Origin of the sequence: Paenibacillus polysaccharolyticus, from assembly GCF_023714295.1 — a bacterium.
Classification (GTDB): Bacteria; Bacillota; Bacilli; order Paenibacillales; family Paenibacillaceae; genus Paenibacillus; species Paenibacillus polysaccharolyticus_A.
The window spans coordinates 213,561-236,314 of sequence record NZ_JAMAUN010000011.1 but is presented as its reverse complement, the minus strand read 5'-3'; the positions used below and the strand labels follow the sequence as shown (position 1 = coordinate 236,314).

Genomic DNA, 22,754 nt, shown 5'->3' with positions numbered 1-22,754 from the left:
GTATTAAAAGTGAGCGTGGGTACTGTATATCAATATAAGGAGGGATTGATCCATCATGCGATCCATATTGGTCATCCGTGTACATCCCATTCAGGCCGGCTCGTCCGAAGCAATCCCTCTAACACCGGAGAAGCTGCTGGGAGCAGTTGGCTATCATGTTAAGGTCTCGGACAGGGAGGATGAGGTGATGAAGCTTGCTCGTGAAGTCGATGCCTCCATCCTGCATTTGTCTCTTGCGGACGTGGCTTATTGGGTAAAGCGGCTGGGTGAGGAGAAGTCGGATACTCCGCTTCTCTGGTGGTGTGCTCCGGATACAGCATCTTCCTCTGTAGAAGACTGCGAGGTTGATACCTCGTTTGATGGCATTCTTACACCGTCTATGGCTGGGCCGGAGATTCATTGGACGCTGCACTTTGCTGCGCGGCGTTATATGGAACGCAAGCAATGGGAGCAAGAGCGAAAGCAACTGCAGTCCAGATTGGAAGATCGGAAATGGATTGATATGGCGAAGGCGATCTTGTGTGATTTAAAGCAGATCTCCGAATCGGAAGCCTATGATCTGTTACGCAAAAAAGCGATGGATGAACGCAAACGGATGGTCGATGTAGCTACAGCGATTGTGAAAGCACATCAACTGCTCCAGTCATAATTGGAAGGAGGATGCTCTATGGATATGTCTCAGATCCTCAGAGAGGTCGGGCGCGGAAAACGAGGTTCGCGTGATCTGGATTATGCAGAGGCACTGACCGTTGCCGAGAATATATTGAAACAGCAAGTTTCTCCTGCCCAGACGGCTGCATTTCTTATGGCTGAGCGGATGAAAATGGAGAATGTCGAGGAAATGGAAGCCTTTGTCCATGCGTGCCGGAACAGTGCGGAGCGTTTCTCCGTATTTCAGGATAGCTTGGATTGTGCGGGTCCTTACGACGGACGAACCAAGTCATTTATGGCGACATACCCTGTGGCATTTGTACTGGCGGCAGCGGGTTTACCGGTTACGCTACACGGTAGTGAACCTTTACCGCCTAAATGGGGAGTTACGCTGTCTGTTGTATTGAGAGAGGCAGGGATTGATACACGGAAGATGGACCGGGAAAATGCCCGGAGTGCTGCTCTCCACACAGGTGTCATGTATGTTTCCGCTGAAGACTGGTGTGATCCGTTACGCAGACTTCGCCCATTACGGGAAGAACTAGGTTTTCGAACGGTACTGAATACAGCCGAGAAGCTGATTGATTATACTCATTCGCCTTATCTTGTTTTTGGAGTGTTTCATAATACGTTTCTGGATCGAATAGCCAAGCTTCTTACTCGTTTTCAGTATCAACGTGCTTATGTTGTTCAGGGTATGGAAGGATCGGAGGATCTGTACATTGATCGTCCTACACGTGTGTATGCTGTGGAGGGTGGTGAAACGAAACTTGAAATCGTAGATCCTTCAATCTACGATTTGGATATGCCCGTGCCGGATATGATCTGGACCGCGGCGAAGCAGGTTGAAGTGGCGGAGAGTGTACTGCGTGGTGATGGTCATCTCACATTTGTGAATCAGGTGTTGTTGAATGCGGGCTTTCGTCTATATGTTGCAGGGCGCGTCCCTTCCATTGAGCAAGGGATATATACCTGTAAGCAGCTTATAGAAAATGGAGCGGCATTCCGTCTCTATCAACAGTGGTGTGTTTCTATGGGTGGAGAGTTGCCGGATAGCAGAACGGTATCGATCTATCCGGCATCATCTGGTTAAACTGTTCTGTGCTTATTCCCAAGGATATGTTACGGTCAGGAAGTCAGCGAACTTTTTGCTCTCTTCCCGCCGTTGCTTCCGCATGGCTGCCCGATCAGGTGCAGTCTCATACAGCTTCTTCTCTTCTTCGGTCTCCGGAATAATTCGCGGCACGATCAGTTTACGGTTATTCTCATCCAGGGCCACAAAGGTGAGGAAAGCCGTTGCTGCAATTCTTTTCTCCCCCGTCTTCAGATCCTCACGAATGACCTTCACGAATATTTCCATGGAACTGCGGCCAGTCCACGTAGCGAACGATTCAAGTGTTACAGAGTCCGTAGGATTAATCGGGTATAGAAAATCGACAGAGTCGGTTGAGGCGGTAACGGTATTTACCCGGCACAACTTGGAGGCAGCGATGGAGGCGATATCGTCAATGTAAGACATCAACTTGCCGCCAAACAAGGTGTTATGATTGTTGACATCTGTCGGGAATACCCGTGCCGTTTTGAAGCAGCGCGTTTCACGTACATACTTTCTCTCCGTTTGATCCATCTCCGTTGGTTTCGGTATCTCTCTCATGTTTCTTCCTCCTTACAGTATGGCTGTTATGATTGTATTTCTAAATGCAGCATTTCTTGTGGGCTCTTCTTTGTTCAAAAGGTTTTCCCCTTAGTATAGGTGTCGGTCAGGATCATATTCAATTGTAGGGGTGCGAGACGAGGTAATACGAAAAAACCGCCAGGCGCGGACCGGCACGCAGGCGGTGGAACTTCAATCTGTATATTAAGCCTTAGGTCTGAAAATACCCGACGGTTTGCCGATCGGCAGGAAGGCATAACCGAAGTGAGCATTCAGAACCGAAGCGCCTGTTCCATACAGGGACACAATGCCGATCGCCATCTCAGCGTATGCAGCAATCGTATGGAAGATATGTGGTGCTACGCCGAAAGCGTCAAAGGTCAGACCAAGGAACAAGAAGTCGATCAGGATGAAAATGATAAGCAATACTTTATTGGCTTCAACAGCGCCAATCGTCATGAACAAGGTGAAGATCAGGTATCCGGCAAAAGCAAATCCAAGCTGCTTGCCATCAGTCTGCTCAGCGAGAGTAGAGCCAAACACACCCATTTTAATCATCCAGTTGGCCCCCATGGCGAACCAGAAGAAGGCATAAGCACCGAAAGCAGTGGTGCCAAAAGTGTTATTGCGTTTGGAATCCTGAATACATGCGAATAGCTGGGCGAAAGCACCCAGGAAGATCGCCCACGGAATAGCATAGCTAAGGCCGTCGGTAATGCCGAGTTTTTGGGAAGAAGCGACCAGGGTTACGATCGCAAGCCCAAATAATCCCATCGCGCTGGGATCGGCATTTATGATTTTGACTTTAGTCTGTGAATCGGTTTGCATGGTGTTGATAAGCCTCCAATTAATATCAAATCTGAATCATAGGCCTGCGTAGGCCATTCTCGAAACTGCATGTTGGCATCCGCCGGACCCGGACACACATATCGCCCTATTGTAACCGAATGACCCGGTTATGGAAAGGGATATTATTACCTGAAACATCGGAAAACGGTTGCTTATGTGACAGTCAGTTGAATGGGGGGATAATATATCGGGTTTGTGGTGAAAAAAGACGGATAATTACATGTTATTTCCAGGACATTAACGTTAGTATCGAGGGGGAATCAAATCTGCAGTTCGATGTGAGCCTGGAAGCGGTGGCATAAACTGCGGTGGGAAAGGGGGAGGTGGACGTGAGTCAGAGAGGAACAGGGAGAGTTGTAAGAATCGTAGGAGGGTTGTACATCAACAAAATGCAAGCGCTTACTTTATTTAATTCAGCAGAAAAACATGTTGAAGAAACGAAAGGGTGGGTGTAGATGATTGCAAAACGGACGCGGCAACTCGGTTTAATTGTGCTGATATTCATATTTACGATTTCCAGCTTGGGATGGGGTGCATTCTATGGTACGACAACAGTGAGTGCGGCAGCAACGGATTCAGCTGTTGATACTGGGGAAACAACCGTTTATCGATATGATTTTGGATCAGGAGTCGTGGCGGAGGGGTATACGGGTGTGGGAGCGGATGCCGTTTATACCTCGGAACGGGGATATGGTTTTGCGGATGCATCCAAGGTGACGGTGCAGGATCGTGGAACGAGTGATCCAATCAAGTCTGATTTTGCAACATTTGCTACAGGTGGACAATTCAATGTGGATTTGCCGAACGGTGACTATACGGTCTCGCTTGTTGCCGGGGATTCAGCCGGAGCTACAGAGATTGCCATCGATGTAGAAAGCATGAACAAGGTGCAACTGAACAGCAAGGCGGCAGGCGAGTATCTGGAGATGAACTTTGACATCGCGTTGGTGGATGGTCAGATGAATCTGGTATTTTCCGGTACCGCTGCGAATCTGAATGCATTGGTTATTACCAAGCAAGCTGAGCGTGATGCGGGAAGCAAACCTGTTCTGTATTTGGCTGGAGATTCCACGATGCAGACCTACAATCCGTATTGGGAGCCGCAAGCGGGCTGGGGGCAGATGTTCCCTTCCTTTTTTAACGATACCGTGGAGATCAAAAATCATTCCATTGGTGGACGCAGCTCTAAATCGTTTATTTTCCAAGGGCGGCTGGATGAAATTCTGAGAGTAATCCGTCCAGGAGACTATCTGTTTGTGCAGTTTGGACATAATGATGCGACCATCAGTGTGCCTGACCGCTATGCTTCCCCGGCCGATTACAAAATTTATCTAAAAACTTACATAGACGGTGTGCGGCAACGGGGGGCAACGCCGATTCTGGTAACCCCGATGGGGCGCAGGGACTTCAATGCAAGTACGGGTAAATTCAATGTTTCCTTCCCTGAATATGTTCAGGCAGCCAAAGAAGTAGCGTCCGAAAACAATGTGTTACTAATTGATCTGAGCAAACTCAGCATCGAATATTATGACTCGATTGGGCCTGAGGCTACACTGTCGGTGTTCCTGCATGTTGCACCGGGTATTTATCAGGCGTTCCCTAACGGAGTTGCTGACAATACGCATTTTCAGGAGTACGGTGCCATTCAGATCGCAAGAATGGTTGCGGGTGCGGTGCGTGAACTTGATATTCCACTGGCCGATGCCGTGAAAGATGCTGAAGTGCCTGCCGAGGTTCCAGTGAAGCCAAGCGGTCTGAAAGCTGGCAGCATCAGTAATGCCGGTGCTGTATTGAAATGGACAGCAGATGATGCAGCAGATATCTACAAAATCTATCGCAAGCTGTCTTCCGAGCCAGCATCTGCGTATACGCTAGCCGGAACAGCAACGGTTCCAACCATGAACTTATCTGGCCTTACCGAAGGCGAAACCTATACGGTGCGTGTGACCGCCGTGAATGGCCGCGGCGAATCCGAGCCTTCGGACGAGGTAAGCTTCACAACGAAGTCGGCTGCATATCGATACGATTTTGGCCCCGTTGGCGCTCCAGTCGCGGAAGGGTATAACGAAGTGACTCGGAATACCTTATACACGCCGCAGCGCGGCTATGGCCTGACCTCTTCGGCGAATATGGCGGATCGGGATCGTGGCAATGCCACGGATGCACTGCGCCGCGATTTTGTCATTTATTTTGGCGGCAATTATGAATTCAAGGTGGATTTACCTAACGGCAGTTATTCGGTTAAGGCTTACATTGGAGACTGGATTGGCTCCGCACGAACGAATATCAATATCGAGGGCAAGGACTACGGGACCGTATCCTCGGGTGCCCAAAATATCGCTGAGAAGGTTATCAACGATGTTCAAGTGCAGGACGGCCAGATGAATCTGGTGTTCAGTGGACAGACCGCACATCTCAATGGATTGGAGATCACACCAACCTTTATGTCTCCATCCGGGCTTCAACTGGATGAACTCGATCTGAACAGCGATCCGATCCGTGCAGTGTTGTCGTGGGAGGCGGCTGCTGGAGATGTACAGTACAAGGTCTATCGGCAATCTGCGGGAGCAACTAAACCAGAATTGCTCGCCACAGTTGATGAGCCAGCCTATACGGATAATCAGATCGAACTTGGCATGGATTATGTATACACGGTAACAGCGGTGGATCAGACGGGAACGGAATCGCTCGCGTCCAATGCGCTGAATGTATCTACGATTGATCCAAGTATAACGAAGGCAGAAGCACCTACCGGGCTGGCGTTACAAGAGATCCGGAAAAACGATGTTTCTTTCACATGGAATGAAGCTGCTGGTGCACGATTCTACCAAATTTACCGTTCCAAAAGCCAGAATGGGCCTTATGAGATGATTGACCGAACCAAGGAGACTTCATATAAGGATTCCACCATTCTCAGTACGGTTCCTTATTACTATAAAGTGGCCTCGGTGAATGCAGGCGGCGTATCCGAGCTGTCCAGCGTGCTTGAAACTCCGGTAGCTACAACGCTGAACCGGGCAATGGAGTATTTGGACCGTGCACCGGTTGCGGTGAAAACGGGGCAAGGCAACTACATTGGCTGGCGCATGCTGGGGCTGGATACGGATTCGATTGCTTTCAATCTGTATCGTGATGGTGTGAAGCTGAACGCAGAGCCTCTGACAGGAAGCACGAACTATACGGATGCCGAAGGTACGGACAGTTCTAAATACCGTGTTACGACGGTAGAGAATGGAATGGAGAAGCCGGCGACGAAAGAGTTCGGTGTATGGCAGGAGCAATACCTGTCTGTGCCGCTGCAGAAACCTGCCGATGCGTATACCAAAGACGGGCAGCCGTATTCCTACTATGCAGGAGATGTCAGTGTCGGGGATGTCGATGGGGATGGCGAGTACGAGATCGTGCTCATGTGGTCGCCGAATAACGGTAAGGATAATTCTCAGGCCGGAATTACCGGCATTGTATATATGGATGCCTACAAGCTGGACGGAACCCGTCTCTGGCGGATCAATATGGGGCCGAATATTCGGGCGGGGGCACATTACTCACCGTTTCTGGTCTATGATTTTGATGGAGATGGCCGGGCTGAACTGATGATGAAGACCGCAGACGGAACCGTTGACGGACAAGGGAAAGTCATCGGGGATGCGAATGCAGATCATCGTAACAGCTCCGGTTATGTACTTCTGGGTGATGAGTTTCTAACCGTATTTGATGGAGAGACCGGGGAGGCACTGGATACAGTGAAGTATGATCCGCCACGCGGAGACGTTGCTGCATGGGGGGATGGATACGGAAACCGTGTAGACCGCTTCCTTGCGGCTGTTGCCTATCTGGACGGAGAGCATCCGAGTGCGATGTTTAGCCGCGGGTATTACACGCGTACAGTACTTGCCTCTTACAATTTTCAGGATGGTAAGCTCAGTCAGGTGTGGCGTTTTGACTCGAACGATGAGGGTTACGGTTCCTATGCAGGTCAGGGGAATCACAACCTATCCGTAGGTGATGTGGACGGTGATGGCAAAGATGAAATTACATTCGGAGCAATGGCCATTGATGACGACGGTAAGCCACTTTACAACACAAGACTGGGACATGGAGATGCGATGCATCTGAGTGACCTTGATCCAACCCGTCCGGGGATGGAGGTATTCGGGGTGCATGAAGATCGAAGCTCGAAATATGGCATGGAGATGAGAGATGCAGCCACAGGTGAGGTATTGTGGGGTGTGTTCACGGGTATGGACACGGGACGCGGCATGGCAGCTGATATCGATCCAAACTATCCGGGAGCCGAGGTATGGGCTGCTACGATTACGAATGAACAGCATATTCCCATTACGGGATTGTACAGTGCCAAGGGAGAATTGATCACAACGAAGATTCCTTCCTCCACAAACTTTGGAATTTGGTGGGACGGCGATCTGTTGCGTGAACTGCAGGATGGTATTCGAATCGACAAGTGGGACTACGAGAATCAGACTACGGTTAACCTGCTGACAGCAACAGGAGCTGCTTCCAACAATGGAACCAAAGCCAATCCAAGCTTACAAGCTGATTTATTTGGCGACTGGCGTGAGGAAGTGATTTGGCGCAGTCAAGACAGCTCCGAGCTGCGGATCTATACCACAACCGATGAGACCGATGTTCGTCTTCGTACGTTGATGCATGATCCAGTCTATCGTCTTGGCGTAGCATGGCAAAATGTTGCTTATAACCAGCCTCCACACACAAGCTTTTATCTCGGCGCAGGCATGGAACAGCCGAAGGCTCCGAATATTCGCTATGTGGGTGGCCCGCAAGAGCCGGAAGACACCACACCTCCAGTCATTACAGGCATGCCAGCGGAGCAGATGAGCGAGGATGATGTGCTTCAAGTGAAGGTGAAGGCTGAAGACCCTGAATCGGGTATTACACATCTGGAGCTGACTTGGGATGGCGAGACTGTGCAGTCAGGGGATGACATTGTGCTGGCTGGGCTTGTTGGTAAGCATATCTTTACAGCTCGTGCGGAGAATGGTGCGGGACTGATTGCTGAGGCAACCGTTGAAATAACGGTGGTGGCTGGGGATCAGGTTACTGGTGCACCTGGAGTGCCTGTTCTATCTGACAATAACGGTCACGGAAACGGGCTTAGTGATGGAACCTACACGGTGACGATGAACATGTGGTGGGGGAACAATGGTACGGAGTATAAGCTGTATGAGAACGGAGAACTGCTAGATCGTCAGAAGTTATCTGCATCTACCCCTGCAGCGCAGAAGGCATCCACTTCCATTCAAGGTCGGGCCAATGGTACCTATATATATACGTGTGAGCTAACGAACGCTAAAGGTAAAACGGAATGTCAACCGCTCACGATAACCGTTCGCAATGCTGAACCATCTCAGCCAGAGCTGTCTCACGACAATTGGGATGGAGATGGAAACTATACAATCACAATGAATATGTGGTGGGGCACGAATGCCACATCATACCGATTGTATGAGAATGGTACGGAGATTGACAGCCAGCCGTTGACGGCATCTTCTCCTCATGCGCAGACAGCCAAGGTTGAGATCAAAGATCGTACCGTCGGTGATTATGAATATGTAGTGGAATGGGTCAATGATCATGGGAAGACAACAAGTGAAACAATACAAGTGAAAGTTACGAACTAATATTCCAAATTTAATAACAGATATCCAATGTATAAATATACGTCAGCTTAACAGACAGGACAGCTTCATCCGACATGAATAAGAGATAACCGAGAGCATCTCTCCATTCTCAGAAGGACACCAACCATGGGGTTCGAGATTGGAGGGGTGCATTTTGGTTTATTTTTATAAAATACACAATTATGACACAAAGCCTTTTCGGGCTTGAAGAGTATAAACAAAGGCTGCGTATAGAGTGGGAAGAATGTGACAACATGGCGTTACATCTGGTATTTTTCACCAATCTCTATTAGAATGAAATTAGCCCTTTCAAATTTTGGAGAAGCATACAAAACATCCATGTCTCCTATGCCATATGTTAATCCAACTATAGATTGACAGGAAACACTACAATGGAACACAAATGAAGGAGGTATCAGGGGCCATGGTTATGAGTTTGGATTTGAAAAACAAAATAGAAAAAGCCAGGCATAACCTTCATAAACTGGTGGAGCATAATAAGGGAAGGCTTGGACATCCTGAAGTCATTCGGCAGTCGATGGCACTAGATGAATTGATTAATGAGTATAATCGAGTATCCCGGAATCAGACACGCACGTGAAAGTTAACAGAACGGGAATGCAACTATATATTGCAACAATGTATCATGATATGAACTTGTATGGTTTGGGCGAACAGAGTAACACATCAACCCCAATCAAGGAAGGGCATGAAGATCGCCGTCAGGGCTAACCTCACATTACCGTGAGGGAGCTTTGGAGGTGGATCGTTCATGCCCTTTTTGGTTTAATGAAGCATGCGCTTGGCTTCCAGGTACAACACCTGCACGAATTTTTTCGTATTGATGCGGGTTTGGGACAGCGAGGGCTCCACGTTGTTTTGCAGTTCGAGCATTTTTTTGCGAATCTCGGTAAAATCAAAAAATTTGGAGGCGTAGTTCTCGAATTTTGGATGGGTATAGTCTGTCAATCCAAGAGACACCACATGACTTAGTGTCTGAAAAATGGCTCTGCGCACCCGCTGTTCCGATGCTTTCACCTCTTTGGTAATGTCTGCAGCCGATGCAATCTCTCCTAATTTACGCTGAGCTACTTGCTGGAAGATGTCTTTGAGCGAAGGGAAGGTGTAAGGTGATAGCTTATGTTCCTCCGTCTCCAGTTGTTCGAGATATTCCAGCATGTCCAGTAGATCTCGGCTGCCAGCCTCCCCGATCATGCCCATCTCGGACAACAGAAAATGACCTGTGGTAGTAATGGTTTTGTCCGGAGCTTGCACCTGCTTGCGCTCACCTGTCTGTAGACCCGTCAGTCCTTGCAGTGTACGCTGAATATCCGCTATAGACTGCTGCATCCGCAATCTCTCTTCCACAAGGCGAAGCACGGATAGAATCTCCAGCCGGTTAATCGGTTTCGTAATATAATACTCAATGCCTAAGGAATAGGCTTCTCCAATCATATTTTTGGACTCAATCTGGGAGATCATCACGATCTTGCCTTTGAACTTTCCTTCAAGTGCACGTACGGTCTGTATCCCGTCTTGATGCGGCATCAGCAGATCGATCAGCAGGACATCTACCTTATGTAGTTCCAGCAATTCGGCATGAATATGGGCTCCATCCTCGGCTTCCCCGGCAATGTCACCCAATCCTTCATCTTCAATAATGTCCATTAGCATGGAACGCACGCTTGGATCATCATCCACGATAAAATAACGCAAATTGTTCACGTCCTTTCCAATTATCACGGTATTTCCCTAAAAAAGCTTTATTTAAACGGCCGTTTGTCTCGCCATAAAATCCTGTTTTATTTACATCATGCTAATCTCCGTATCCTGAGACACCTCTCCTATCATACTTCCCAAACGCAAATCTGCATAGAAGCTCACATGTAAGGTTAGATGACAATGACTGGATGAGAGAGGTGCATTTTCAAAAAAAATGTCCAGAAATCATGTAGGTATTTGTCTATTTCGGTAGATGCACTTGTAGTATAAGTAACATGCATCAGTCTGAACCTGTCGTTGTGTAAAATGTTGCAAATTTTCAGTTGTTTCAAGCACGGCACTCGGTCAGACACAGGGCTGGGATAAGAAACGAATGCAGTAGTCTTTTTTAATAATACATCATAATAAGGGGCGTATCGATGGAGCAAACAATACAAGATGTTGTCGTTCTTTTCAATGATTTTCTCTGGTCTAAACTGTTAATCATTCTGCTGGTCGTCTGCGGAGTCTATTTCACGACAAAAACGAAATTCATGCAATTCCGTATGATCGTTGATATGGTCAAGGTGCTCAGAGAGCCAAAGAGCAAGGAACCGGGTAAAGTTTCACCATTTCAGGCCTTCTGTATCAGTATGGCCGCACGCGTGGGTACGGGAAACATTACCGGGATTGCACTGGCAATAGCTCTGGGAGGGCCCGGAGCTGTATTTTGGATGTGGATTATTGCCATGATTGGATCAGCTTCAAGCTTTGTGGAGAGCACACTGGCTCAGATCTACAAAATCAAGGACAAGGGTGGATTCCGTGGGGGGCCTGCTTATTATATGGAGCGAGGACTTCGGAAAAGGTGGATGGGGGTGCTGTTTGCCATTCTGATTATCCTTTCGTTCGGTCTTGTCTTTAACGCTGTACAGTCCAACACCATTACAGTGGCATTTCAAAACTCCTTTGGCACGGATCGCTTAACGGTTGGCATTATTATGGCAGTTGTTTTTGCCGGTATTATAATGGGCGGGGTCAGACGGATTGCGAAAGCATCCGAGTATATTGTTGTTGTGCTTGCTGTGATTTACATTGGAGTAGCTGCCTTTATCATGCTGTTAAATATTACAGAACTTCCGGGAATCATTGCATTGATTGTGAAAAATGCTTTTGGCTTCGAACAGATGGCTGGCGGTACGCTTGGCGCTGCGCTGATGAATGGCGTGAAGCGGGGACTATTCTCGAATGAAGCCGGAATGGGTAGTGCACCCAATGCTGCTGCGACAGCAGATACATCTCATCCGGTCAAACAAGGTCTGATTCAGGCATTGGGCGTACTGACAGATACACTGATCATCTGTACAAGTACAGCTATGGTAATTTTGTTATCGGGAGTATATCAAGGCTCGAATCTGGGTGGAATTGAACTTACTCAAGCTGCGTTCAGTGTACACATCGGTTCGTGGGCTTCAGGCTTCCTGGCGGTGATGGTATTCTTGTTTGCCTTCAGCACGTTGATTGGTAATTATTATTACGGTGAAACGAACATTGAATTCATCAAGTCTAACAAAATATGGCTCTGGGTTTACCGTGTTGCTGTGATTGGCATGGTGCTTTTCGGGGCGGTAGCGAAGGTGCAACTAGTGTGGGATTTGGCTGACCTGTTCATGGGTCTGATGGTTGTCGTGAACTTGATTGCCATCTTGATGTTGTCCAAAGTCACCTTCGAAGCCTTGAAGGATTACAAGCGGCAGAAAGCAGAGGGACGTGATCCTGTATTCACTCGTAATCTGATTCATATTCCGGGCGAGGTTGAATGTTGGGAGTCGGAAGAAGAAGTAACAGGCGCAAAAGGCAGAATGCAATAAGATAACATAACATAACATAACATTATGGTTTATTCTTATGGATGTCATTCCTGGCGCGTCCAAAGTGTCAACAAACGAATAAAGCTTGTTATAACGCACTATAAAACAGGACTTGGACTACCATGATGGCATTCCAAGTCCTGTTTATTACATACCTCAATCTATCAGTAAGGTTTTTATGCGGATCGTTCGTGTATGATTTGCTCTTGTTTCTTATGTTACTTTTGGACGGAATAGCTGATCAGTTGTTCGGATAGAGCTTTCATGCGTGCACCTGTATCATTGAGCTTCTCGATGACATCGGTGAAGGATGCAACCAGATTGGCCTGTTCTTGCGAAGAAGCGGCAATCTGAGATACTTCAACCTCCATCTGCTGAATCACTTGCTGTACGTCTTTCAAGCTGGCATCAATATCGGTCGTTGCTTGTTTCGCATCAACGGAGAGTTTACGTACTTCGGATGCCACGACACCAAATCCTGCACCAGCTTCACCTACACGGGCAGCTTCAATTGCTGCATTCAGGCCGAGCAAGTTCGTTTGTTCGGAAATTTCACGAATGAAACCAGCAACCTTGTTAATCTGGGACGAGTTCTGGACAGCCAGTCGTGTGTTCTCCAAAATCTGCTCACTGGTAGCCTGCAATTCTTCGGCATGAGCTGCGACATGCTGCACCATGTCAACCAGGTTTGCATTGATGTCTTGATTCTCCTGGATGATGTCCTCCAGTTGGTTCTGATTGGATTGGTCATAGGATACACAGAATACAGCCACAACGTTGTTATTATCATCAAAGATGGGAACGTTCAGCGTATCCAGTTCTACTCCAAACACTTCTTTGGGCAATGTAGAGAGTGTGGCTTCCCGACCATTTTTCAGAACAGCGAAGTTTTGATAGGAATCGATAAGTTTCATGCCTTTTTCAAATCCAAGATTGAACTTCTCTGTCATAATCACATCTAATACTTTCTCGTGGTCATACACGGTCAAGCTTGCTGGCTCCCGCAGGATCAGGCTAATGTAAGGCAAGGATTTTAACAGTGCGTCAACAATGTTTATGTTACTCATGGAACTCAATCATCCTCTCAATATTTAAATGTAAAGTGAATTGGAAAATTTGCAGAACCTCTATTGTTCATCGGACAAAAATCGGATATCCTGAATGCTTGATTGCATGAAAATCGAACTATTTTCCAAATGATATTCCAACTTTTTCCCATGTGGTGCGTTTTCTTGGATATTAGTTCTAGTTGTAACTGTTTTTATGCCAATTATTCGTTGCTAATTTGATTGAAATATAGGACATGTGTCCACTTATTTTGCTTATCAGACAGATCACGTTGGAGGTGGGTTGGATGAAGGAAGTGTTGAACTTTGAGCTTATGCGACAACTTGTCCGGGAGCATGGATTGGATCAGGTGTTGGACGAAACGTTAATTGCCGAGCTGCGTTTGCTTGAGGCGGAGAAGGGCGAGATTATTTGTGAAAAAGGAGAACGTCCTGAACGTTTATATTTTCTCGTTGAAGGTAAGCTCAAAATCTTCACAACACTGCCGAATGGCAAGTCACTGTTGCTCAGATTCAGTACACCACTCGCCCTTGTGGGTGATTTGGAGCTTGTGAATGGAAAAGAAGCGAACAATATCGTGCAGTCTGTGAATCGCAGTTTGTTACTCGCCATCAGCTACCGTGTCATTCAGAACACGTATGCGGAGAATCCGAAATTCCTCCATTTTATGCTGAGTCAGGTGACACACAAGCTGTACACGTTCTCGAATCTGTCGAGCCTGAACATGCTCTATCCTGTTGAAAGCAGATTTGCCAGCTATATGTTATCTACGGCTGATCAGGATACAGCTGCATCAGAGGAGATTCAGACATCCAAATTGACGGAACTTGCTGATTTGCTGGGTACCAGCTACAGGCATCTCAATCGGGTTATTCAGGACTTGTGCAGACGAGATATTATTTGCAAAGTAGGGCGTAAAATAGTCATTCAGAACGTGGAAGAACTACGAGAGATTGCAGGAGGGAATGTGTACGAGTGAAGTGATACTACAAAGAGCACCCTTCAACGAAGAAGGTGCTCTTTTGCGTTCTGTCTATCTGTATGAAGCAACCTTGATCCCGTCTGCTTCGATCAGACATTCCCGTGTTGCTCAAATAATTGTGCAATCTCCACAATAACCTGTGTGGCCTTGACCATATTATCTACCGATACATATTCGAACTTGCCGTGATAGTTTTCCCCACCTGTGAAGATATTCGGTGTTGGCATGCCCATGTAGGAGAGCTGGGAGCCGTCTGTTCCTCCCCGAATTGGACGAATAATTGGCTCGATACCCAGCTTTGTCATGGCTTCGTGCGCGATATCAACGATCTGGCGAACCGGCTCAATTTTTTCACGCATATTGTAGTACTGGTCGTTCATCTCTACCATAACGCTTTTATCTCCGTACTTCGCTTTCAGTTCCCCTGTGATGTTTAACAGGTTGGTTTTGCGTGCTTCAAACTTCTCCCGATCAAAATCACGAATAATATAGTGCATCTTCGTCAGCTCTACATCACCTTCCATCGCCAGCAGGTGGTAGAAGCCTTCGTAACCTTCGGTGGATTCAGGTGCTTCCTCTACAGGTAGCTTGCTGTTTAATTCCATCGCAATTTTCAGTGAATTCACCATTTTGCCTTTTGCCGTACCGGGATGCACATTCGTACCGCGTACCGTAATCTTGGCTGCTGCCGCGTTAAAACTCTCATACTCCAGTTCCCCCAGTGGCCCGCCGTCTACAGTGTAGGCGTATTTAGCACCAAAGGCAGCGACATCAAACTTGTGTGGACCGCGGCCGATCTCTTCATCGGGAGTAAAAGCAACCCGAATCTTGCCGTGTTTCACTTCCGGGTGCTCGATCAGGTATGCCATCGCCGTCATGATCTCGGCAATCCCTGCTTTATTATCTGCACCGAGCAACGTTGTACCATCGGTGGTAATCAGCGTATGTCCTTTGTACTCATGGAGTTCAGGGAAGTCCTTAGTGGACAAAATAACGTCCAGCTCCCGGTTCAGCACGAGATCAGAGCCATCATAGTTCTCGACAACCTGTGGTTTTACATTTTTACCGGTAAAGTCGGTAGCAGTGTCGAGATGGGCGAGGAATCCAATGACAGGCACATCCTTGTTCGTATTGGACGGAAGTGTTGCCATGACATAGCCATTCTCATCCATCGTGACTTCTTGCAGTCCGATGGAGGTACATTCTTCGATAAGAAGCTTGCCCAGCGCCAGTTGTCCGGGCGTGGATGGACAGGTGTCACTATTTTCATCGGATTGGGTATCCATCTGTACGTATGTGCTAAGTCTCTGAATCAATATATCTTTCAAGTGAAATCGCTCCTTTATGGGTAATATATAGGTTGAATATGATCTGCCAGACTGTACAAGTGTAACGTTATCATTGGATCACATCACATTCAGGATATCAGGCAGTCCAGAATGTCTTTGTGCTTTGCGGGATGGTGACATCTCCTTCAGCCTTTCAAAATGGAATCCTGTTGGTAGGATATCCCTTTTGGTGAGTTTGTAACGATATCATACCATGTTTTGACCTGATTTCGAGAAGGGTATTCTGCTAATGGGATGGAATGGCACCAAAAAGTGCGTACTTGAATTTTTGAACCTCAGGTTCATAATAGCTATGAAGAAAGGATGTGTGTAGATCATGCCATTTATTACGGTGAAGATGCTGGAAGGCAAAACGAAGGAGCAGAAGCGCCAGTTGATTGAACGAATGACCGAGGTTGCTTGCGATACGCTGGGTGTGGAAGCAAGTAAGGTTTTTATTTTCATAGAGGATTTGGAGAAAGATAACTACGGCAAAAACGGGAAAATGTTCTCTGATCTGGAACCAAACTGATGAAGTCAAGATATGGCGACTGCTAACGATCACCACGAATCAGGCTAATACATGATCACCTGGCAAAACTACAAAATATAGACCAAGGATAGGAGTTGTACTTAATAATGACAGAGCAATTATTCTCACCTTATCAATTCAAAAGCCTAGAGTTACAGAACCGTGTCGTTATGGCGCCCATGTGCCAATATTCGGTGACGGCCAAGGACGGCATCCCGAATGAATGGCATCAGGTTCACTATGTGAGCCGCGCTGTTGGTGGAACAGGACTCATTATTATTGAAATGACGGACGTTGATCCGGATGGACGCATTACGGACAATGACCTTGGGATCTGGTCAGATGAACATGTCCCCGCTTTTACCAAGCTCGTGGACGGAATGCATGCCTATGGCTCCAAAGTAGCAATTCAAATCGCACATGCAGGACGTAAAGCCGAGGATGCCCCGCAGCCGGTTGCTCCCTCAGTGGTAACGTTTCCGGGAGAAAAATATAAAGAGCCACGTGCGTTGACCGCCGAAGAAGTGGAAGCGATGGTGCAGAAGTTCGCAGACGGGGTGCGTCGTGCGGTTCAAGCTGGCGTGGATGCAATCGAGCTGCATGGTGCGCATGGTTATCTGATTCACCAATTCCATTCTCCGCTGATGAATCATCGGGAGGATGTGTATGGACAAGATCTGTCTCGTTTTGGCGTAGAAGTGATTCGCGCGGTAAAAAAAGAAATGCCTGCTGACATGCCACTCATTATGCGAATTTCTGCGGTGGAGTATGCGGACGGCGGGTATGATCTTGATCATACCATCGAGATTGGCCGTGCCTATCAGGAAGCAGGCGTGGACATGTTCCACATCAGCTCGGGCGGTGAAGGGCCATCTGGTCAGCGTAAACCAGGGAACTATCCGGGGTATCAGGTTCCTTTTGCCCGTCGTTTTCGGGACGAGTTGAAGGCACCTGTAATCGCTGTAGGCATGTTGGAGGAAGCGGCACTGGCACAGGCCGTAATCGGCAACGGAGATGCTGATTTGGTTGCCATTGGCAGAGGCATGCTGCGTGACCCGTACTGGGCCAATCATGCTGCTCTTGAACTGGGTGTCAGCAAAGAACAGGCGGCGATTGCCGAGCAATATTCTCGGGGATATTGATGGTGTGGTGGCTGACGCCTCCTATCAGGAAGCGGGGCACCGGGTACTAGGAAAGCCATGCTATAGTGCTTAGCGGCCGTGGAGAGCGCTAACGATCAGGAGAAACCTTATTTAGGTGATTTCAGCCATTCCTATTTTCTAACGATCACCAGAGACGTTATTTGGCTTATTTTTCTTCAATGGGAACTGTTTTTCAGGTTTTTCGATGAAATAAGCTCACTGGAGATCGTTAGAATTTGGAAAGCCTCGTTTAGGGGCAAATAAGGCCCGTGGTGATCGTTAGAATTTCTGCATCCTATTTTCTTGAATCGTTAGTGTATCGTTGGTAAGGCGTTCGTGGTGGCCAATTTAATGAACCATCGTTATTTGGTGCAGTCTTATGGGTAGTTCAAATTGTGCACCAAACTCATATAACTATTTCTTGCGTCTTGCTTCATAGACGAACTTTTGACTGGATTGTGTGGGGGCTTGCTCGGGATCAAAGTCTGCATAGACTTCGATATCGGTGAATCCAATCTTCTCCAGCACAAGACGTAACTCCTCCACACCATACCATCTTAAGGTGAGTTCCTGCATCTCCGTGCCTACAAGTTTACCTTGGCGCCATTGTTCATAGCGAATCAGGTTTGTTTTATACTGGTGCAACAGATTGATTTCGGTCGTTCTCACTTCAATGGTAATCGTGTCACCACCTAGTAAGCGGACAGTAGATGTATCAATGGAAGCGGGCTTCGTCACGTCAGGCAAAAAGAGATCAAAGATTAACCTGCCCCCTGCCTCTAAGTGATCATACAGATTCTGCAGGATTCGAATAGAAGAACGACGATCCTGAATAAGCATCAGTGAGCCACTTGGAATAATAATGGCTTCGTAACGATAGGGAAGCTGCAAATTTTCAAGATCGGCTACAAACAGCTCAGGCATAGGTAGATTACGTTCGGTGCAACGGGAACGGCAGGACTGAACCATAGCTTCTGAATAATCGACTCCATCAACTTTCAACCCTGCTTCGAGTAATGGAATGAGCATTCGGCCAGAACCTGACATTGCTTCAAGGATGCGTCCGTTGCAATGCTGCAGCAGGTTGCTGTAAAATTCGATATCGCCTCCCAAGGAGTGTCCGATAGGCTTGGTAATATCGTATACCTTGGTGCATAAAGGGCCGTAATAACTGAATGACATTGTATAATACCTCCACTAGTAAGTATGTTTAAAACAGAAGTGTGGAAGGTAAATTCTTGCGGAACTATCCCTTCCGGCAACCGTGTTTGGAAATGGATTTTTCAGAGCAGACTATCATAGGAATCACACACCTTATATGTAAGATAAACCCATTATAGGTTGAGTTAGAAAAAAGCGTCAAGGAGGTAACCCAGGAATGGAATCATCACCAACGGCATTACCGGATATTAAGGAAGAACTTGTATTGAGGGCATCTGTTGAAAAAGTATGGCCTAAGGTCTCGACAGCAGAAGGCCTGGGTTTGTGGTTTATGCCCAGCGATTTGGAGCCAGTCGAAGGACATGAATTCACACTGGAAGCAGGGCCTTTTGGACAATCCCCTTGCCAAGTAATTGAAGTGCAACCGCAACAGAAGCTGAGCTTTCGCTGGGGAAAAGATTGGACGTTAACATTCGAACTTGCAGAACAAGCGGAAGGCACCCATTTTACATTGATTCACAGCGGCTGGGATGCGGATAAACTGACTGAATTTGGACAGGCTCATGCGGTGATCCGTGAACGTATGGCTCAGGGTTGGGCCGGTCTTGTGCAGAAGCTAGCAGAGGCCGTCAAGTAAAGCTTAAACCAGCCAACACAAATATCACGAAATGTGTGATGTGCGTTGCGTATCCTACGTGCCTACGTACCCTACCCTAAGAGCATCCCTAAGCCCCGGCTTCTTCCTGGTTTCCATCTGGAGAGAATAGTTCGGGGCTTTTTGGCCTGCCTTTTCCCATAAGAAAGCCTCAAAAGTATTTTTTTGCTATGAAATGAGCTAAAACTGTTCATGAACTATTTCCGTGAGCACCGGAAACGTGTAACATGGATCTATAGAAAAAAATCGACAAAAAGTGATATCTGTCGCTGTGATGAGGGTGGAAGGAATACATAGATGAGAAAACACTGGATCATGTTGACGCTAAGTTTCATTTGTGTTGTTCTGCTTCCACTGGGATGGATCGCCCAGGTATGGATCAGCGAGCGGGACAATCCTCAGGTTATAAAGGGGCGTATAGATTTACGTCAATGGGATTTCAGCCAGGAAGGTGCCGCTCGGTTAAATGGCATCTGGAACTACTATCCTGACAAGCTGCTCGGTCCGGAAGATTTTGAAGCGGATATGTCAGGCCGCAGACCCTTGTCCGCTCCTATGGATGTTCGGGTTCCGTCCAAATGGAATGCAGCACTTGGAAAAGGACAAGGTTATGGAACATATCACTTGCAAGTGCAACTCACCCCTAGCCACTTACAAAAACGTTATGGGATTCATACACAGAATATACGCATGTCACATCGCATTTTTATTAATGGAAATCTCATAGGGGGTATGGGTTCTCCTGGGGTAACCAAAGATTCAGACCGTCAAAAGAATCTACCCTTTACAGGCTTTACTTCCATAGAGGGAGATACAGCTGACATTATTATTCAGGTATCCAATTATAGCTATGCCTCTGGAGGTATAGTTGCATCTGTTTTATTCGGGGATGAGGCTAGTATTTTCCGAAGCCAGCAGTTGGACGGGCTCAAGGATCTGATGACCTTGTTTGGATTTATTCTGCCCGCTGTTTTTTTTCTCGTGTTGTTCAGGCTGCGCCGCAGTGAGAAAGAGCTCCAATTTCTAGGACTGTTCAGCCTCTCGGGTGCATTGTATGCCCTCACGCATGGTGAGAAGCTGCTGGCCACATTTATACCTTTACTGACGCACGATGCGATGCTTCGACTTCAACTTCTCAGCGGAGCATTCTCGTATTATTTTTTGCTTCGATATTTGGCTGCATTAGTGCCGGGGGCCGTCCATGGTTGGTTTGTGCGTTTGGGCTTTATTCTGCTTGTTGCTCAGTCTCTGATAGGTCTTACTTTTCCCACCACACTATTCTCGGCCTTTGAAGCACCGATGCTGCTTATTTCGTTCTCGGTGTTATTCTATGCGATACGAACCATGATCTTTTGGTCGCGTAAGAGGACAAACGACAGCCACTTTGCGTTGGTCGGCCTAATGAGTATTATCATGGTTGTTGTGTTGTTCACGATCGGGGCATTTGTGGCCATTGATACCGCCTTTCTAGCATTGCTTGAACTTCTGTTATTTGTTCTGATTCAGATGTTTGTTACAGCTATTCGTTTTGCGCAGTCATTCCTTGAAGTGGAAGCTTTGTCGGAGCGTTTGCTGGTGATTGACAGCCTCAAGGATGAATTCATGGCGAATACGTCGCATGAGCTGAGGACACCGCTACATGGCATTATTAACATTGCGGAGTCTATGCTGGAAGGAGCGGCAGGAGCTGTTACGCCAAAACAAGCCAAAAATCTGTCCATGATTACTGCTACCGGGAAAAGATTATCTCTGCTAGTCAATGATATTTTGGACTTCTCCAAACTAAAAAACAGTGAAATCGAGTTAAATCGCGTCCCTGTTGATCTGGAGTCGGTCGCTCGAACAGTGGTTGAGGTTTCGGGGTTTACGTTCGATGACAAGCCCATTGTGCTGATTCAGCAATGGCCTGATGCATTACCGTTGGTGGAAGCAGACGAGCATCGGTTGCGGCAGATTCTCTATAACCTTCTTGGCAATGCTTACAAGTTTACGGAGCATGGCGTGATCCGGCTGTATGCCTCTGTGGAAGGGGACAAGGTCAGAGTATCTGTTGCGGATACTGGCGTGGGGATTGCATCCGAAAGGCTGCATGATATTTTCCAATCTTACGAGCAAAGCAATGGAACGATGGAACGGGCTTATGAGGGGACCGGGCTGGGTCTCAGCATCACGAAAAAACTTGTTGAGTTGGGTGAAGGCGAAATATGGGTCGAATCAGAACCGGGAGTCGGATCGACGTTTCATTTTACGTTACCCATTGTACAATTACCGTTACTACAAGAACAGATCAACCCCGTGCCGGCTCGTTATGTGACAACACAAGGGAAAAAGGCGAAGGACTATGTTGCCAGGGATTTGAATGACTCCAGTCCAATGCAGGAACAGGATGGGAATCATGTTGGGGAACCTACGATTCTGATTGTGGATGATGATCCTGTAAATCGACATGTGCTTCTGAACTTGCTCTCTACGGAGCATTACCGGGTCATTGCAGCAGACAGCGGTTTTAAAGCAATCGAGCTGTATGAGCAACACCCATCCATAGATCTGGTTATTACCGACTGGATGATGCCCAAAATGTCCGGTCCGGAGCTTTGTCGCAAGCTTCGGGAGCATCGTTCGTTGTCCGAGTTGCCTATTCTGATGCTGACTGCTCGTGGATTACCCGAGGATATTCGGCATGGCTTTCAGGCGGGGGCAAATGATTTTCTGAGTAAACCTGTCGATGCGGGTGAATTACGGGCGCGGGTTCGAACGCTGATCGACCTGCGTACCTCTGTACAGGATACGATTCGGGCGGAGATGGCCTTTCTTCAGGCGCAGATCAAACCTCATTTTCTCTACAATGCGCTGAATGTAATTATTGCAACTTGTGCTGTAGATCCCGATAAGGCAACGGACCTGCTTATCGAATTGAGTCATTATTTGCGAGGTAGCTTTGATTTTCAGAACAGGGATCAACTGGTTCCGTTGTACAAAGAGCTCGAATTGGTAGAGTCCTACGTTCATCTGGAACAGGCGAGGTTTGAAGACAGGCTTGTCGTTAAATATGAAGTACAGCCGGATTTAAGGTTGTTTTTACCACCGCTCACCATTCAACCGCTTGTAGAGAATGCGATTCGTCATGGGGTTATGGAGAGGGCTGCAGGCGGTACGGTGCGGCTTCATATTTTCCAGGAAGGTGACGATGTCATCGTTCGTGTACAGGATGACGGTGTGGGTATACCTCCTGAACGTATGGCTCAGGTGAAGTCAGGTCGAACAGAAGGTCCCGGAGGTGTTGGGCTTCAAAATATCAATCGCCGTCTTATGTCGCTCTATGGACAGGGACTGAATATTCAGAGTCATGTAGGAAGCGGTACACAAATTCAATTTCATATTCCGCTGAACCAGGTTAATCATTTTACATGAGACTTTGAGTTCATGGATTGGGTAAGTATGGTTAACATGAATAAGCTAAAGCCGATATAGCGGCTATCCATATTAAATCTCTCATGGCA

17 protein-coding genes are annotated in these 22,754 nt (G+C 47.3%); 11 read left to right on the top strand and 6 right to left on the bottom strand.

Annotation, left to right across the window (positions count from 1 at the left end):
• Positions 1 to 55 precede the first annotated feature (55 nt).
• Both M3629_RS22985 and M3629_RS22980 read left to right on the top strand, forming a co-directional pair.
• Positions 56 to 649, top strand: coding sequence for an ANTAR domain-containing response regulator (locus M3629_RS22985; RefSeq protein ID WP_154890004.1), 594 nt, complete (start codon positions 56 to 58; stop codon positions 647 to 649).
• Positions 650 to 667: 18 nt separating this feature from the next.
• Complete coding sequence (locus tag M3629_RS22980; protein ID WP_251510645.1) at positions 668 to 1,744, top strand: anthranilate phosphoribosyltransferase; 1,077 nt, start codon at positions 668 to 670, stop codon at positions 1,742 to 1,744.
• A gap of 12 nt (positions 1,745 to 1,756) precedes the next feature.
• On the opposite strand, the gene M3629_RS22975 is transcribed toward M3629_RS22980, so the two are convergent.
• Both M3629_RS22975 and M3629_RS22970 read right to left on the bottom strand, forming a co-directional pair.
• Positions 1,757 to 2,305: an acyl-CoA thioesterase gene (locus M3629_RS22975; RefSeq protein WP_251510644.1), complete on the bottom strand. Its 549-nt coding sequence runs from the start codon at positions 2,303 to 2,305 to the stop codon at positions 1,757 to 1,759.
• Positions 2,306 to 2,509: 204 nt separating this feature from the next.
• On the bottom strand, positions 2,510 to 3,133 hold the full coding sequence (locus tag M3629_RS22970; RefSeq protein ID WP_251510643.1) for an acetate uptake transporter: 624 nt from the start codon (positions 3,131 to 3,133) through the stop codon (positions 2,510 to 2,512).
• Between the two features lie 350 nt (positions 3,134 to 3,483).
• Between M3629_RS22970 and M3629_RS28495 the strand changes: the two genes are divergently transcribed.
• The 3 genes from M3629_RS28495 to M3629_RS22955 all read left to right on the top strand — a co-directional run bounded on the left by M3629_RS28495 (position 3,484) and on the right by M3629_RS22955 (position 9,415).
• Positions 3,484 to 3,609, top strand: coding sequence for a hypothetical protein (locus M3629_RS28495; RefSeq protein ID WP_285888975.1), 126 nt, complete (start codon positions 3,484 to 3,486; stop codon positions 3,607 to 3,609).
• On the top strand, positions 3,610 to 8,814 hold the full coding sequence (locus M3629_RS28490) for a fibronectin type III domain-containing protein (RefSeq protein WP_285888974.1): 5,205 nt from the start codon (positions 3,610 to 3,612) through the stop codon (positions 8,812 to 8,814). It begins immediately after the preceding gene.
• Positions 8,815 to 9,238: 424 nt separating this feature from the next.
• Positions 9,239 to 9,415, top strand: a complete 177-nt coding sequence (locus M3629_RS22955; protein WP_090921523.1) for an aspartyl-phosphate phosphatase Spo0E family protein — start codon at positions 9,239 to 9,241, stop codon at positions 9,413 to 9,415.
• A 185-nt stretch (positions 9,416 to 9,600) separates the two neighbouring features.
• On the opposite strand, the gene M3629_RS22950 is transcribed toward M3629_RS22955, so the two are convergent.
• Positions 9,601 to 10,530, bottom strand: a complete 930-nt coding sequence (locus M3629_RS22950) for a response regulator (protein WP_251510642.1) — start codon at positions 10,528 to 10,530, stop codon at positions 9,601 to 9,603.
• A 425-nt stretch (positions 10,531 to 10,955) separates the two neighbouring features.
• Here M3629_RS22950 and M3629_RS22945 point away from each other — a divergent pair, with 425 nt between their 5' ends.
• Positions 10,956 to 12,386: an alanine/glycine:cation symporter family protein gene (locus M3629_RS22945; RefSeq protein WP_251510640.1), complete on the top strand. Its 1,431-nt coding sequence runs from the start codon at positions 10,956 to 10,958 to the stop codon at positions 12,384 to 12,386.
• Positions 12,387 to 12,604: 218 nt separating this feature from the next.
• Here M3629_RS22945 and M3629_RS22940 read toward each other — a convergent pair whose 3' ends face one another.
• On the bottom strand, positions 12,605 to 13,444 hold the full coding sequence (locus tag M3629_RS22940) for a methyl-accepting chemotaxis protein (RefSeq protein ID WP_423246149.1): 840 nt from the start codon (positions 13,442 to 13,444) through the stop codon (positions 12,605 to 12,607).
• A gap of 296 nt (positions 13,445 to 13,740) precedes the next feature.
• On the opposite strand from M3629_RS22940, the gene M3629_RS22935 reads away from it, so the two are divergent.
• Positions 13,741 to 14,433, top strand: a complete 693-nt coding sequence (locus M3629_RS22935; protein ID WP_251510638.1) for a Crp/Fnr family transcriptional regulator — start codon at positions 13,741 to 13,743, stop codon at positions 14,431 to 14,433.
• Positions 14,434 to 14,525: 92 nt separating this feature from the next.
• On the opposite strand, the gene pepT is transcribed toward M3629_RS22935, so the two are convergent.
• Positions 14,526 to 15,764, bottom strand: coding sequence for a peptidase T (gene pepT / locus M3629_RS22930; RefSeq protein ID WP_251510637.1), 1,239 nt, complete (start codon positions 15,762 to 15,764; stop codon positions 14,526 to 14,528).
• A 337-nt stretch (positions 15,765 to 16,101) separates the two neighbouring features.
• Here pepT and M3629_RS22925 point away from each other — a divergent pair, with 337 nt between their 5' ends.
• Both M3629_RS22925 and M3629_RS22920 read left to right on the top strand, forming a co-directional pair.
• A complete protein-coding gene (locus M3629_RS22925) occupies positions 16,102 to 16,296 on the top strand; it encodes a 2-hydroxymuconate tautomerase (RefSeq protein ID WP_251510634.1) in 195 nt (64 codons plus the stop codon).
• A gap of 107 nt (positions 16,297 to 16,403) precedes the next feature.
• Entirely contained in the window at positions 16,404 to 17,438 is a 1,035-nt protein-coding gene (locus M3629_RS22920) for an NADH:flavin oxidoreductase/NADH oxidase (RefSeq protein WP_251510631.1), read from the top strand.
• Between the two features lie 414 nt (positions 17,439 to 17,852).
• Here M3629_RS22920 and M3629_RS22915 read toward each other — a convergent pair whose 3' ends face one another.
• Entirely contained in the window at positions 17,853 to 18,620 is a 768-nt protein-coding gene (locus tag M3629_RS22915; RefSeq protein WP_251510618.1) for a class I SAM-dependent methyltransferase, read from the bottom strand.
• A gap of 196 nt (positions 18,621 to 18,816) precedes the next feature.
• Here M3629_RS22915 and M3629_RS22910 point away from each other — a divergent pair, with 196 nt between their 5' ends.
• A complete protein-coding gene (locus M3629_RS22910; RefSeq protein ID WP_251510616.1) occupies positions 18,817 to 19,236 on the top strand; it encodes an SRPBCC family protein in 420 nt (139 codons plus the stop codon).
• 315 nt (positions 19,237 to 19,551) lie between these two features.
• On the top strand, positions 19,552 to 22,665 hold the full coding sequence (locus M3629_RS22905) for a hybrid sensor histidine kinase/response regulator (RefSeq protein ID WP_251510614.1): 3,114 nt from the start codon (positions 19,552 to 19,554) through the stop codon (positions 22,663 to 22,665).
• Positions 22,666 to 22,754: the final 89 nt, after the last annotated feature.